13 protein-coding genes are annotated in these 14741 nt (G+C 40.9%); 1 reads left to right on the top strand and 12 read right to left on the bottom strand.

Features of this window, described 5'->3' with window-relative positions; translation table 11 throughout:
* Positions 1 to 157: 157 nt before the first annotated feature.
* The 3 genes from F824_RS0121560 to F824_RS0121550 form a co-directional block, all read right to left on the bottom strand.
* On the bottom strand, positions 158 to 2419 hold the full coding sequence (locus tag F824_RS0121560) for a xanthine dehydrogenase family protein molybdopterin-binding subunit (protein WP_019600019.1): 2262 nt from the start codon (positions 2417 to 2419) through the stop codon (positions 158 to 160).
* 21 nt (positions 2420 to 2440) lie between these two features.
* Complete coding sequence (locus tag F824_RS0121555) at positions 2441 to 2896, bottom strand: (2Fe-2S)-binding protein (protein WP_019600018.1); 456 nt, start codon at positions 2894 to 2896, stop codon at positions 2441 to 2443.
* A 496-nt stretch (positions 2897 to 3392) separates the two neighbouring features.
* The gene (locus F824_RS0121550) at positions 3393 to 3641 is read right to left on the bottom strand and encodes a flavodoxin (RefSeq protein WP_236613183.1); all 249 of its coding nucleotides are present in this window, start codon (positions 3639 to 3641) and stop codon (positions 3393 to 3395) included.
* A gap of 755 nt (positions 3642 to 4396) precedes the next feature.
* Here F824_RS0121550 and F824_RS27580 point away from each other — a divergent pair.
* A complete protein-coding gene (locus tag F824_RS27580) occupies positions 4397 to 4852 on the top strand; it encodes a hypothetical protein (protein ID WP_139189904.1) in 456 nt (151 codons plus the stop codon).
* Positions 4853 to 5306: 454 nt separating this feature from the next.
* On the opposite strand, the gene F824_RS0121540 is transcribed toward F824_RS27580, so the two are convergent.
* From F824_RS0121540 to lhgO, 9 genes are all read right to left on the bottom strand, one after another.
* Positions 5307 to 6140, bottom strand: a complete 834-nt coding sequence (locus tag F824_RS0121540; RefSeq protein WP_019600015.1) for an MBL fold metallo-hydrolase — start codon at positions 6138 to 6140, stop codon at positions 5307 to 5309.
* Complete coding sequence (locus F824_RS0121535) at positions 6137 to 6532, bottom strand: PAS domain-containing protein (RefSeq protein ID WP_019600014.1); 396 nt, start codon at positions 6530 to 6532, stop codon at positions 6137 to 6139. The genes F824_RS0121540 and F824_RS0121535 overlap by 4 nt, the downstream gene beginning before the upstream one ends.
* A gap of 493 nt (positions 6533 to 7025) precedes the next feature.
* Positions 7026 to 8174 (bottom strand): aldo/keto reductase, encoded by a 1149-nt coding sequence (locus F824_RS0121530; protein ID WP_019600013.1) that lies wholly within the window; start codon positions 8172 to 8174, stop codon positions 7026 to 7028.
* A gap of 351 nt (positions 8175 to 8525) precedes the next feature.
* Positions 8526 to 9404, bottom strand: a complete 879-nt coding sequence (locus F824_RS0121525; protein WP_019600012.1) for an alpha/beta fold hydrolase — start codon at positions 9402 to 9404, stop codon at positions 8526 to 8528.
* A gap of 326 nt (positions 9405 to 9730) precedes the next feature.
* Entirely contained in the window at positions 9731 to 10810 is a 1080-nt protein-coding gene (locus F824_RS26370; RefSeq protein ID WP_019600011.1) for a right-handed parallel beta-helix repeat-containing protein, read from the bottom strand.
* A 52-nt stretch (positions 10811 to 10862) separates the two neighbouring features.
* Entirely contained in the window at positions 10863 to 11393 is a 531-nt protein-coding gene (locus F824_RS0121515; RefSeq protein WP_019600010.1) for a DinB family protein, read from the bottom strand.
* Positions 11394 to 11485: 92 nt separating this feature from the next.
* On the bottom strand, positions 11486 to 12094 hold the full coding sequence (locus F824_RS0121510) for a Crp/Fnr family transcriptional regulator (RefSeq protein WP_019600009.1): 609 nt from the start codon (positions 12092 to 12094) through the stop codon (positions 11486 to 11488).
* A gap of 32 nt (positions 12095 to 12126) precedes the next feature.
* The gene (locus tag F824_RS26715; protein WP_019600008.1) at positions 12127 to 12639 is read right to left on the bottom strand and encodes a sigma factor; all 513 of its coding nucleotides are present in this window, start codon (positions 12637 to 12639) and stop codon (positions 12127 to 12129) included.
* A gap of 510 nt (positions 12640 to 13149) precedes the next feature.
* The gene (gene lhgO / locus F824_RS0121500) at positions 13150 to 14349 is read right to left on the bottom strand and encodes an L-2-hydroxyglutarate oxidase (protein WP_019600007.1); all 1200 of its coding nucleotides are present in this window, start codon (positions 14347 to 14349) and stop codon (positions 13150 to 13152) included.
* Positions 14350 to 14741 lie beyond the last annotated feature (392 nt).

Below are 14741 nucleotides of genomic sequence, written 5' to 3'. Positions count from 1 at the left end.
TGCCTCACGCAATAAGCCATTTCTAATGGCAAAAGGAAAAATCAATCCAGCTTCATCCGAATGCTCCTTCTTATCGAATTTCAAATTCGAGGAATAAAAAGGCGTAGTGGAATACTACGCCTAGCGCCTGACACTACGCCTAGCATTACTTTTCAAATCACATTTTCAGATTCTGCATCTCCAACTGTGGAGCAAAAGGCTGATCGTAATACCGCCTGCCCGTTGCCTTGTAGAGGGAATTGGCCAAAGCCGCAAAGACGGGAGGGAAGAAAGGTTCGCCCAGTCCTGTCGGATCTTCCTTGCTGTCCACAAAGTGAACTTCAATTGCTTTCGGTGCTTCGGCCTGCCGAATCATCCGGTATTTATCAAAATTAGTCTTGTTTGGCACGCCGTTTTCAAAAGCCAATTCGCCAAAGAAAGCATTGCCGATTCCATCCACAATCGCTCCTTCACCCATATTGGTTGCAGCATCTGGGTTGACCACGATGCCACAGTCCACGGCTGCATAGACTTTTTCCACCATGGGTTTGTTGTCTTTCATGACGATATCCAATACTTCGGCGACGTAGGAGTTGTGGCAAAAATAAGCCGATACACCGCGGTGTACATTGTCCAGAGGACTGTTCCATTTGGATTTTTCGCGCACGAGTTCCAATACGCCTGCATAGCGAGCAGCATTATAATCATTTTTTTCTCCTACCGGATTGGTTTTAGCCCTATCCAAGAGTTCAAGCCGGAATGCAATGGGATCTTTTTCCATTACTTCTGCAAGTTCATCCAGAAAGGATTGCTCTGCACTTGCGATAAAATTGGACCTCGGTGCCCTAAAGGCTCCAATGGTGATGTTGGACTCAATCTGCCATCCTTCTGCTAGATAATGGTCGATCGCGCCGGCAGGAAATCTGTTTGGGGCAATAGGCGTTTCAGGAATTCCACCTGCCTTTACATGGAAAGCAATCAGTTTGTTGTTTTCATCCAAGGCTGCACGGTAAGTGGCAGAGTAGGTAGGACGGTAAACCCCTGAAGTCATGTCATCTTCCCGCGTGTAAACCATCTTTACCGGAGCATTTACTTTCTGGGAAATCAAGGCAGCTTCTACCATGTGGTGGCTATAGGCCCGTCTACCAAAACCTCCACCCATTCTCGCCAAATTGATCTGAATGTTTTCTTTGGGAATCCCCAAAGCCTGAACCAAAGTACCCATGATCGATTCAGGTGCTTGGGTAGGTCCATAAACCACAGCTTTGCCACCGCTGACATCAGCAAAGCAGTTCATGGGTTCCATGGTATTGTGTGCCAAAAAAGGAGCCGAATAGGTGCGCTCGAGCACTTTTGCAGCTTTTTTAAACTGTGCTTCCGGATCTCCGTCACGTCTGAGAATATTTCCGGGCTTGGTCGTATATTCAGCCATTTTGGCTTTGTGGTCGGCAGAGTTTTCCAGGCCTGCCGGAATTGTACCTGTGGATTTATTTCCTCCGAAATCGGTCATGGCGAAGCTGGACTGTGGCGCATTTTCCCATTCGACTTTCAATGCTTTTTTGGCCTGAAGCACTTCCCAGGTGGAATTGCCGACGATCGCCACCATCTCGGGGAAAGTGGCAGTATCGAAAAAGTTGCGTTCGTAGTCTTCACTGAATACTTTAACAGAAAAAATATCCTTGATTCCCTGCATGGACTTCACCGAAGAAGCGTCAAAGGATTTCAGCTTAATCCCAAAAGCCGGTGGGTGGACGATCGAACTGTACAGCATCCCATCCACTTTATGGTCAATCGAGAAAAGGGGTTGACCGGTGACAATCTTTAGCCCGTCCACGTTCTTTTTGGAAGTTCCGATGATTTTGAAATCCTTGATCTCTTTCAATTTCACTTCTTCCGGTACTGGCAGGGTGGCTGCCAAAGATGCCATTTCCCCATAGCCAGCTTTTTTGTTGCTGGATTTATGGTGGATTGTTCCGGCTCCCGTGGTGATTTCACTTGCGGACACTTTCCAGGTTTGGGCTGCTGCGTTGACAAGCATCATTCGGGCTGTTGCTCCGGCAGTTCGCAAGGGCGTCCAGCCTTGACGAATGCCCTGGCTTCCTCCTGTAAACTGGCGATCGTATCGCTCAGGATAGAAATCTGCCTGCTCGACAAATACATTTTTCCAGTCAATGTCCAATTCATCTGCCAAGATCATCGGCATGGAGGTTTTGACATTGGAGCCAAATTCCGGATTGGGAGAGAAAAGTGTGACGGCTCCGTTTTCTCCGATTTTGATATAGCTATTGAGTTCAAACCATTCCTTGGGCATGCTCAACACTTCTTTTGGTGTGGGTTTACAACCCGCCAGCCAACTAAAGCTAAGGACCATTCCTCCACCTGCAAGGGCAGAAACCTTCAGGAAAGAGCGTCTGTTTATGGATGTTTTTTCGATTGACATGTCTTTGTGGGTTAAATGTGCTTAAGAATTTGCAGCTGTTTTGACAGCAGCTTTGATACGGAGATAAGTGCCGCAGCGGCAAATATTTCCGTTCATCGCATTCTCGATTTCTGGATCACTCGGATTTGGGTTTTCTTTCAAAAAAGCGACAGCAGTCATGATCTGCCCAGATTGACAATATCCGCATTGCGGTACGTCATGTTCCAACCAGGCTTTCTGAACCGGATGGTCTCCATTTTCAGAGAGTCCTTCGATCGTTGTGATTTTTTGATTTTCTATGTTTGATACCGGCATTTGGCAGGAGCGCACGGCCACCCCATCTAAATGAACGGTGCATGCACCGCAAGCTGCTATCCCGCAGCCATATTTGGTTCCAGTTAAATTTAAATGGTCCCGCAACACCCATAAAAGGGGAGTAGCGGCATCTACCTCTACCTCTTTGGATTTACCGTTGATATTCAGATTGAATTTTGCCATGGTATTGTCTATTTTTAAGAATGGGTAAAAGACGGTTTTTTTAAAGTAATTTCATTACTGCTTTCAAACAATGTGTTACGAAAATCAAACACATTGTCTTAGAGGTAATCCCTTCTCGTTGTTTTTTTAATCGCATCGATCTTTCTTTTCCATGAAGAAATCAATTTTCGATTTTGAAATCAAGAAATACTTCGGGTTGTAGTATTCTGAAATGAAATTTCTTACGAAATTCAATCTTTCGGTTTTGAATTAGGATAGGTCATCAATCCGTAGTTGATTTTTCAATTTAATACTTTACAGATTTACAATCTGTTACAACTTGATATTATTTCAAAATCCTGAATTTTATTGCCAATATTCCACTTTTGAAGGTGTCAGTTTTTTTAATTTAAAACTTTTGTCCAGGTAAACTTATATTTTTTCTCTTTCCATGGTTTGTTTCCCCACTGACCATTTCCTTTCCCATCAAACTAATCCTTCAAAGATTTAAAGTGATTTAAAAGCCGATTTTTTTTAGCCATTGCCTTACTTCCGCGATGGTCTGGTTTTTCTTTTCTCCATCCATTACAAAAATTACCCCGTCTCTTTCTACACCGCCTTTGGTGGAATACCCTTCAAAGACAATGCTCTTCGGACAACTTTTTTTAATCAATTCAAAACTGCTTCCTATCCCATATCCACCGTGCGTATTGAAAGGAATGACGGTTTTCCCAGTCAAATCGTATTGCTTCAGAAAGCTTTTCATGGGCGGCGGCAATTGCATGGATTATGATCTTGGGATCTAATATTATTTTGATACCTTTTGTAGAAATTAAAGAGTTGAATCACCCAAATAATACCCGGTAATTTTTGATTAGGGCCAACCTTTTGTTACGCGACAAAATTCTTGGCGTAATAAATGTGAGTTTAACCTGAAGGAGGGGATGTTCTCCTGATTTTTGGAGAGAATTGTTTGTGTTTTAATTTCTGTTGATGTGTGGAAAACGTATGGATATAATGAATCTTAAGAATGTGTATTATGATAAAAACTCAGTTTTTCAATTTAGTGAACTGAATGAATCCCAATACCTTCTCAAGCTGTTCCAGAATTTTGAAAAAATTTCGGATGGAATATTGGAAAACTATGAATTTTATATTTTTGCCAATGATGACGAAAAAATTCTTCCAGATTGTTTAAACCATCTGTCCCAAAAGAAAATAATTTTATACTATCTGGCTGATGCTGGTGGTTCCATTGATCCTCGGCCCATTTCCTCTAATTTTGAATTGATTTTCAAGACCCATCTGGAGGAGGCTTTTATTTCAGATAATGTCTTGCCGATTTCTTTGGGATATGTAAATGATGTACCGGAATTACCTGTAAAACCAATCCATGATCGGAATTACAATGTTTTCTTTAGAGGGGATCTTAATAGAAATAGATTTGATTTGTATAGAAGTTTTTTTAGTCAGAAAAAATTTTTTCCCAGAAGGGGTCTGCCCACGACCATATTCCGAGATATGGCGATCGGATTCAAAAATGATTTCAGTAATTATTTTCCGGATTCTTTAATAATTTTCAATAAAGGATTCAATACAGGTTTTAGCGCACAAGAGTTCGGTAAAGTATTAGCTGACAGTAAGATAATCCTGTCCCCAATGGGTTTTGGTAATGCAGAATGCTTTAGGGATTTCGAGGGGATGAGGGCTGGATGCGTTATAATTTCTGATAAATTGCCCAAAACAGAATTTTATGATGGATCCCCGATTATTCAAGTAGAAAACTGGAAAGAGGGATTGTTATGGGCAAAAAAATTAATAGATGATTCAGAGATGTTGATGGACTACCATTTGAAAACAGTTGATTGGTGGAACAACAAATGCTCAGAAAAAGCGGTAGCCATTTACATGAAGGATAAGATCCTTCTAAATTCAGATAATAAAAAAATAATAGGTACAGTACTTTCAGAGGAATAATGAAGGCCTTTTCAGGTTATAATTTTTCATAGGACTTGTGCTCCTATGTTGTAGTCTTCAATTGTAAAAAAATCAAAATTGGCGCATTCAACAGAGAAAATTTTTTACATCAATTTGCAATATTGGATCTATTGAGTTCATCGGCAAATTTAGATCTTAAAAAATATATAGCAAGAATAGACAGAGATTTGCGCTTTACGAAAGATAAGTATTCTCATAAGTTCCCACTTGTGATAGTCTGAAACAAAAATGGTTTTTACCAGTGAATTTGACAAGTTGAAACTGGTCTTTTCCCCTTTGTTCAAAATCTAAAATGCCAGACCATTAGTGACCCCATTGTTGTAGTATTTGAAACCTCTGCCAATGACCACTACCAAACGACATACCCTTCGACCCTGAACGTTATCGAACGCATTTTCATAGGGGATAGATCGGCCCTAAAAAACCGTAAAAATCAACCCAATTCTATTTCCATTCCTTCCCGCGCAAATTCAAAGTTCAAATCTCCGGAATGGGTTTCCTTCAAGCCGATCATGATTTCCTTAAGTTGGGCATCGGTACGTGAGGGGTCATGGTGGGTAAATAGAAGTTTTTTTACGCCTGCAAACGTTGCAAGTTTGATCACGTCTTCCATGCCGGAATGGCCCCATCCAATCTTGCCCTTATATTCCTCTGCGGTGAACTGGGCATCGTGGATCAATAAATCCGCTTGGTCCACCAAGTCAAATCCTGAAATCCATTTTTTGTCCATGATCATCCCAGCGGGACCCAAGGCAGGTTCATGGTCAGGAATGTAAGCCAACACAGAATTTTTGCTCTTGATCCGTAATCCAACAGTCGGTCCTGGATGGATGACATACAGGGAGTCAATTTGAAATGGACCGATTTCAAAACTACTGTTTGAAATTTCATGCAAAGTGAGTTGGCATGGGAGATCGCGCATCAATACCGGAAACAAAGGTGGAGAGAGGAACTTGCTAAGTCTTGACAGTAAAGATTGTGTGGTACTGACCGGCGCCCAAATATGCACCTCTTTCGATGCCTCAAACAATGGGTTAAAAAATCCAAGCCCTTGAATGTGATCAAAATGCAGATGAGTCAATAAAATATCAACACGGTTTGTTGACTCATCCGGAAGGATAATTTTCTGCATTCCAGAACCACCATCCAAAATAAGCAAGCAATTATCTTCCACGACGGTTACGCATGAAGTATTCCCTCCAAAATAGGAGGTTTCTGGACTGGATGTGGGAATAGATCCCCGAACGCCTTTGATGGAAACCTTCATGTGTCTTTTGTTTCCCAGAAAATAGCCACTCCACCAAGAAATTTTCCCATGCGGCCGATAATAGGATAGGAGGTTACCGAAATTTTTTCAAGTTTTCCTTTCAAATTCTCAATCCAGAATACTTTGTGGTGCGGATGTTGGTCCTGCAAAGTCTTCACCAGAGGGAGACCTTCCGGAGGCAAAGGTTTTCTTTTTTCATCAAGGGGTTTGAAAATTGTTGACCAGGTTTCAACTTTCATTTCGCCGGTCTCGCCGAACCGTGTACCCAGGATTTCCTCAGCGGGCTCATTGTAGAAAATAAGGTTCCCGGAAATATCCGTGATAAAAACCGGGATGGAAAGGCAATCTGCCAATTGCCGATTGAGAATGATTTCGATTTCGTATGAGGCCATTTTGGGAGTTGATTGTATTGCTTATATAAATATAAGCAATACAATCAATATAAATGAGCGCTTTAATATGCAATTATTGATCGAAAACCAAGTTCCTTGATTCCAGATTTTCAGTTTGCGAATCATGACCTGATCCAATTTTCCGCCGCATTTCTCTAGCTACACTTTGCAGAAAAATCCATCCTGAATGGATCGAACCTTTAAACCCGTAGTATGCATTTAGTTTAAAAAAAAAAGGGTTCAACTACAAGAAAATCAGACTATTAGGAGATTAATTTCTGACACCAATAATGTGAAGTTAAAATGATCAACATCTAATTGATTATCAATCAATTACAATCTTGAATTGGGTTCGTAATGCAAAACACGGGTTAAATGACCAAGTGCTCATACCTTGGTTTGCCTATATCCTCAGAAAATCTTCTTGGCCCAAAATGATCAAACATTTGACAAGCCAACAGAAATTTTCACATAAGAATACCTTGCCGAAAAATCAATTCTCAACACGTTTTTGCTCAACAGGTGTATACCGATCTCCATAAATTATGATTTTGGATACTCCATCATTAATTTCACGCACTTCTTCGGCAGAAAACTGAATATCGGCAACAGCCATATTTTCCTGCAAATGCGCGATTTTGGTTGTTCCCGGGATCGGTACTATCCAAGGTTTTTGATGCATCAGCCATGCCAAGGCTACCTGAGTAGGCGTGAGGCCTCTTTCATGACCAAAATTGGATATAAATTCCAAAATGGGCCAGTTGGCTATCATGGCCTCTTTTTGAAATCTAGGCAATCCTGCTCGGTTGTCGTTGGCGGCATAGAAATTGGTTTGCCCGTTGAGCATTCCTGTCAGGTAGCCTCTATTCATTGGACTGTAGGGCACAAAGCCGATTCCCAACTCCTCGCAAGCAGCCAAAACACCCTCTTCAGGCTTTTTCCACATCAAGTGGTATTCACTTTGAATGGCTGTAAGGGGTTGTACCAAATGTGCTTTTCGGATAGTCTCCACGTTGACCTCACTCAAGCCAAAGTTTTTTACTTTGCCTTCCTGTATCAAGTCTTTGACAGTACCGGCAACCTCTTCGACAGGAACGTCAGGATCTTGTCTATGTTGATAGAAAAGGTCAATCACATCGATTTTCAACCTTTTCAGGGACTCATCGGCTACTTTTCGGATTTGCTCTGGTCGGCTGTTGAGTCCAGCCATCGTTCCATTTTCGATATTGAACCCAAACTTGGTGGTAATGGAGATTTCATTTTTAAATTGGGAAATCGCCTCACCAACCAATATTTCATTGGTATAGGCTCCATACACTTCTGCTGTATCAAACAAGGTTACACCCATTTCTACCGCTTTGCGCATCAAGGCTATGCTTGCATTTTTATTGGGGATATGGCCTCTATGGTAACTCATACCCATACAACCCAGACCAAGGGCAGTCACTTCAAGACTGTGTTTTCCTGTACCGAGTGTACGGAATTTTGTGATGTTGGCATTTTCAGGGTTTTTCTGTTTTGTACCTCCATCAAATGCATGTGCAATCGAAGGAGCGCCAAGCAAAGAAGCACTTAACGTTGCACCGACTTTTAAAAAGCTGCGTCTGCCCGATTCCGGTTCGTTGTTTTTTAGTTTTGTCATGATGTAAGTTATTTTAGCATCCCAAATTTAAGGTTATGCGATTAGAACCAATAACGGCAAGCAAATAATGAATTACGAAAATCAAACAAGTTTTTTTTTCAAAATTGAATTTAACCTGAATTCTAAGAGACCGAAAAAGTAATGTAAAGGGGTTGACTTAAAGAAAGTTATATGGAAATTTGCATATGATTTTCCAAATGGGATCCAAACTGCAAGAAAATCAGACTATATGTGAGACTAATTCCTGACACCAAAAGGGTGAAGTCAAAACAATCAACAGCTAATTGAACATCAGTTAATTTTACTGTTGAATTGAGTTCGTGATGCATAAAACGGGTTAAATCATGTGTTTCATTCACCTTTTGTTTTGAGAAAAGGAACCAAACTGTACCATACCGCAGGGAAATTTTCTAAAAACACGCCATGCGATCCATTAGGAATGATACTAAGCTGACTGTTTGGGATCATTCGATAGGCATTGATGACAGTTTCCATGGATGCATTCCGATCTTTTTCACCTGCCATAACCAAGACCGGACACTGAATTTTCTCCAACATGTCTTTACTTATCGAAGTAGAATTGTAAAAATCCGCAATTTGATTCCCCAATTCCATCAATCGGTTTGGTTCAGGCATCAAAGCCAATTGTTGCTCCATGTAGGCGGGATCATTTTGAAACAATTCAACAGCATTAAATTCCATTTTTCTTAATTTGGGGGTTTGCTCACCTGCTCCGATGACAATCAGTTTCTTCACCCGCTCAGGATATAGGCTCGCAAACATATATCCACCAAAACCGCCATCACTGAAACCAATGATGCTTACGCACTCATCGGTCACAGCATTTACAACAGCCATAATATCTCCTGCTTTTTGTTCCACGCTCAATGGTTGGGTTCCAAGCTCAGATTTTCCATGACCTCGGGTTGAAATAGCGATCACCTGGAAACTTTGGGAAAGGCTGTCGATGAACTGATGCATTTCGAAAGTAGAACCCAATAGTCCCCCATGCAGGATCAGGATTGGATCTCCTGTTCCATAAACCTCATAGTAAATCTGGGCATCCCCAACATTGACATACCTTCCTGCTGAGGGGTTGTTACCATATGATATGGCTCCTGCTGAAGATGGATTCTGCTGCATAAAATGCCGCATTGGTTTTGCTATTGGCGTTTGGCCAAAACTGCTGAAGCTGATCAGGAGCCCAAGGGAAAACAGAAGATGTTTCATTCTAAATAATTAATTTCTTGAATTTCAATTCCAACCCTATTTCAAGCCGAAATATGCAAAAGGTTTCCAAATGGGGTCGAAACTGCATGAAAATCAGGCTCTTGGGAGAATAATTCCCGGCACCAATAGGGTGAAGTTAAAAACAGTCAACACCTAATGATTATCAGTGAATTATACTATTGCATTGGGTTCGTAATGCATAATAAGGGTTCATTCTAAAGCCAAAATCGTCCTTAGATACTGTTTTCCAATAGTGGAGATGAATAATTGGACCTGAATGAATACATGGGATTTGAACCTAACAATAATTTTCCGAGGGCAATTCATCATTTTTTATAAAACAATCCCGCTCCAAGTTCGCTGCCCAACGATCCCGGCTTTAAATGAAGGTAGTATTTACTTGTTGGATCCTTGACAATCTCCAGACTCCCTTCTCTCTGAAAAATTACGTTCTTGCCTGATTTCAGTTTGGTAGGATCTGAAGTTTCCCCCAAATTAGCGGGACCTCCTCCATTGTTGACCAAATGATTATATCCCACTACAAGGGAGTTTTCTAAGTTGAAGCTGCTTTTCTCATCTTTATTCAATATCCAGAACGCCTCTGCTTGGGTCACTACATTGTTATAATATTTGAAATCCTCCGCCAATGACCAAGACCAAACTGCTGCGCCATAAATATTGACGATCAGATTGTGGTGCATTTCGGAGCGTTCAGAAGGTCGATCGGAATGCCAAAAAACCACAGCATCCTTTACTCCATAAAAGACACAATGATCAACAACCACTCCTTGTCCACTCGCCAAAACAGGAAGGTGATTTGGTGCCGCATGAATATCTCCCAAAAACAAGCATTGCGTCACCCGAAGGTCATCCAAATCTCTCCCTTCCCGGATAATGGGATAGTTTCTGATCACCATGCCTTCTTCGGGCCGCTCATGGACCGGTGAACCCAACATCCTCAAACCCTGTATCGTTACATGGCTGGTCTCTATTTGTATCCCATTGGAGGCGCCTCCCAATTTGTCGTCTGGAATATTGTTAAAAGCCATGGTTGAAATAAAAACGGGCATTTTTCCATGATCCCAATTAGGATCATCCGGTAGGATCTCAGCCCGAATGGTCAACCGGGCATCCTTGGTGAATTTCCAGTTTTCAGGTTGAAACCGAACAGTGGTGTCAAGTGCATAAATTCCCTCAGAAAGGAAAATTGTCATTGCTCCATTCCCTTTGGCAACATTGATACGACGGCCAGCTTCATATAAAGACTGAAGTGGACTTCCTTTTTCACCGGAATTGTCGTCTCTCCCGGATTGAGGATTGATATAGAGGCTTCCTTTTTCAATTTGTCCCATTGATGGGAATTGGGAAAAGAAAATCAAACTAAGTATTGCAAGTAACTTTTTCATGTTAGGTCAATTTTGAGTATTCCCCAATTTAGGGATTGTTTTATCGCGGTTTTTAGAATAATTTTTCATTTGGAGGAACAACTCCAGCCAATCTCAAATAGAGAGTGGTCTGACCCCTATGGTGGGTTTGGTGTTCAAATAGTTTGTCGAAAGCCGTTCTTTTTGGCATTTCAAAGCTCCCAAACAATGTGGTCTTTTCATTTAATTGGTCAACAGTCACTTTCTTTAGATTTGCGATAACAAAGTCATATCCTGCCAGAACCAATTTGGTGACATTTTCTTTTGAGATGTCCTCAGTTTTATCTGATTTCCCAAATGCCACCGGGCTTTCTATACTCAAGGCTCCGGCTGTAAACCCATAATTCGCATCTGTCAAATGCAGCATTACTTCTGCGAATGACCTGATTTCAGGTGTGGGTTTTAGAGAATAGCCTGATTCAGGCATGGCGTCCAAGTATTCTTTGGTATAGTTTTTGGCTCTTTCCCAATCTTGGATTGATTCATCCACTGACTTTTGGGCAAAAGAAAACAGCACAGCCCCAATAAAAAGGGCAATGCTTAGGAGTGTTTTTTTGGTATTCATGGTGTTGGACTTTTAATTTATGCAAAGCTACATCAAGTAACCGCTGCAGTCCAATGACCTAGTTTAAGAAAAAATATTGATCTGTATTAAGATTAACGCTCACCCTTTGCCATACGGCTTCTAATCCTGCTCAAAAATTCGGGAGTAATCCCAAGATAAGAAGCGATCTGCACTTGGGGAATTCTGTTGAGAAGATGGGGATAGGTTTTTAGAAATAATTCATACCGCTCTTCGGCAGTAGAACTGAACAATTGTCCGATCCGCTCTTGTTGTTGCATGAAATGGTTTTCCAAGAGCACCCTGAATATCTTGTCAAATTTTGGGGCTTTGTCATATAGGTCCAAAAGATCATGGTGGGTGATCCGCAATACTACAGTATCCTCCAAGGCATCAATATTCAAAACCGCCGGAATTATTTTGTGAAAACTGGTCAAATCCAGGATCCAGGAATTCTCAGTGGCAAATTGAAGGATATGATAAACTCCTTTATCATCCAGTTTATAAAGCCTGAGGCATCCCTGCACTACAAAATCAAAATATTCACAAACCCCACCATGTTGCAAAACGAATTGTTTTTTTAAAAACAAATGCGGATGGAATTTTGTCATGAACATGTCTTTTTCTTTCTGGTTCAATGGAATCAGATTTACAAAATAGTCGAGCAAGGGTTGACAGGAAGTTGTTTTTGAGTTTTTGTTCATTGCTGAAATTTATCACTATTCTCCAACTTTATTTATAATTTTCCACAGACACCGCAATTTGCTTCGCCGGTCAGATATCCATTCTTATCTATTTTAAACTTACAACAATTTAAAAAATTCATTTTTAGAAGAGCTTTACCTCTTCTTATTCTGGCTTTCAAATTTGACAGACCTATACCCAAAATATCTGCGGCCTCTTTTTTCTTTTTACCTATTAAATAGACAATCTCGATTGGACTTTTGTAAATTAAAGGAAGATCATTCATAAATCTATCGAAACAGCAATAGTCCTGAAATAGGTTTTGGTTGGCTGGATGAAATTCCAATCCGGAAATTTGTTTTTGTTGTTGTATATTATTGTAATAATCGGAAATTTCATTTCTCACGATTTGATAAACCCAAGCTTTAGCATGTTTTGTATTTTTGAGGGAATGGCGATGCAGGTGCACTTTGAGAAATGAATTTTGAAGTATATCACTTGTGGCCTCTAAATCCCCAACACGTTTCAGGCCAAAAAATACAAGGATTGATGGTATTCCTTCCAAAATCTCTCAGTTTTCATAATTCTTCAGAAAATACGCGGGTTGGCATTGTTGCCAACCCGCGTGGTTAACAAGTTTTATGCATTACGAACTCAATTCAAGATTGTAATTCACGGGTAATCAATTAGGTGTTGATTGTTTTTGACTTCACCCTATTGGATTCAGGAATTAGTCTCCCAATCATCTGATTTTCTTGCAGTTTCGATTCCATTTGGAAACCCAATTCATATTTCTGGTTTAACAACACTCACATTTCGTACACGTACATTTTTCACAAGGGCAGTCATTTTCTTTGCAATTTTTACATTCGCATTGCTGGCATTCGCAGTTTGTGCAGATACATTTTTCCATATCAAAATAAGTTTTAATTCAATATGGAGACTTACAAATGGTGTGAAGGATACAATAAAATGGATTTAATTTTCAAATGAACTCCTAGTGCGCATTTAGTGATTTTTAAGGTTTATTTTCTCTTTTTTTATTATAAGGTGTTGGTCAATTCTTCCTTTTCTTTTAAAACCGCTTCAAAGCCAAGGCACTCACTGTGCCACCGATAGCCAAAGAACTCGTTGCGGCAGGGGAGGGGGCATTCAGCACATTGATGGCAAACTCGGATTCTTTGATGCTGAAATCATCCAAAAGTCCGCCGGTTCGGTCACAGGCCTGCGCACGGACTCCCGCACCTCCTTCTACCAGATCCGATTCTTGAATATCCGGGATGAGTTCTTGTAGTGCTTTGGTGAAGGCTGCTTTTGAAAAGGACCTGTAAATTTCACCCATTCCCGTTTTCCAGTATTTTGCGGCCACTTTTTGGAATCCAGGCCAAGCCAAGGTTTCGGCAAGTTCCTTCAAATTGACATCGGAGCGTTTATATCCTTCTCTTTTAAAGGCCAAAACCGCATTGGGACCTGCCTCAACGCCCCCTTTCATCATACGGGTAAAATGTACCCCCAAAAATGGAAAATTTGGATCTGGAACAGGGTAAATCAGGTTTTTTACCAGGTATTCCCTTTCTTTTTTTAGCTTAAAATATTCACCTCTGAAAGGGATGATTTTGACATCCGATTCTTCCGTTTGGTTCATTTGTGCCACCTTGTCGGAATAAAGCCCCGCGCAATTAATAACCAGTTTTCCGGCAAACTCCTCTTTTGACGTTTCAACATAGGAAATGGCATTCAATGTTTTGATTTTCAACACGCGGTGGGATAAAAATACCTCTCCTCCAAGGGATTTGAATTTCTCACTGTACCCAATCGCTACTTTTTTATAATCCACGATTCCAGTTTGGGGAACATGAATGGCCGCTACACCGCTGCAATAGGGCTCAAGGTGCTTGAGCTCATCCAGGGAAATCGAGCGGATGCCTGTCAGTCCATTTTGCAATCCCCTTTCCAAAAGCCCATTTAACAAGGGTACTTGTTCTTGGTTGGTGGCCACAACAACTTTCCCCGTCAATTCAAACGGAATGTTCTCTTCCTGGCAAAACCGGATCAGTTCATGGTATCCATCAATACAATTGGTCGCTTTGAGAGAACCTGGTTTGTAATACAATCCTGAATGGATCACGCCACTATTGTTTCCGGTCTGATGCATCGCTACATCGGATTCCTTTTCCAAAAGAGCAACCGTCAATTCAGGTTTTTGCTGTTTGATTTTTAAACCAGTGGCCAGTCCTACTATTCCACCCCCAACGATGATGATGTCGTATATCATATTGATTTTTTATTCCAAGGCAAATATAAGGATGTATCGATTAAACCCGAATTCTAAGACATTGGAAAAGTAACGTTAATGCGCTAACTTTTGGTTGCAGCATGAAAGCCTATGCATCGAATGGTGATTTTATCCCTTCCCGAATTCTGGTAGAAATGTTCAACCCCAATCTTTAAGGTCAGGGTTTTTGAAACGTTAATTGGTGACCATGTTTTGTTATGGATCCCGTATGGAATAATCAAATCAAATATACATTTCTCTTGCTGCTTTTAATCAAAACCAAAAATAAGATGAAGCAGAAAAAGTTTGAAAGTATGGCTGTTGTCAATCCTTTTGCCGCTGGAATTGATGTAGGCTCTAAAAGCCATTTTGTTGCGGTGGGGCAAGATCCA

This window comes from Rhodonellum psychrophilum GCM71 = DSM 17998, assembly GCF_000381545.1.
GTDB lineage: Bacteria > Bacteroidota > Bacteroidia > Cytophagales > Cyclobacteriaceae > Rhodonellum > Rhodonellum psychrophilum.
This window is presented reverse-complemented; position numbering and strand designations above follow the sequence as displayed.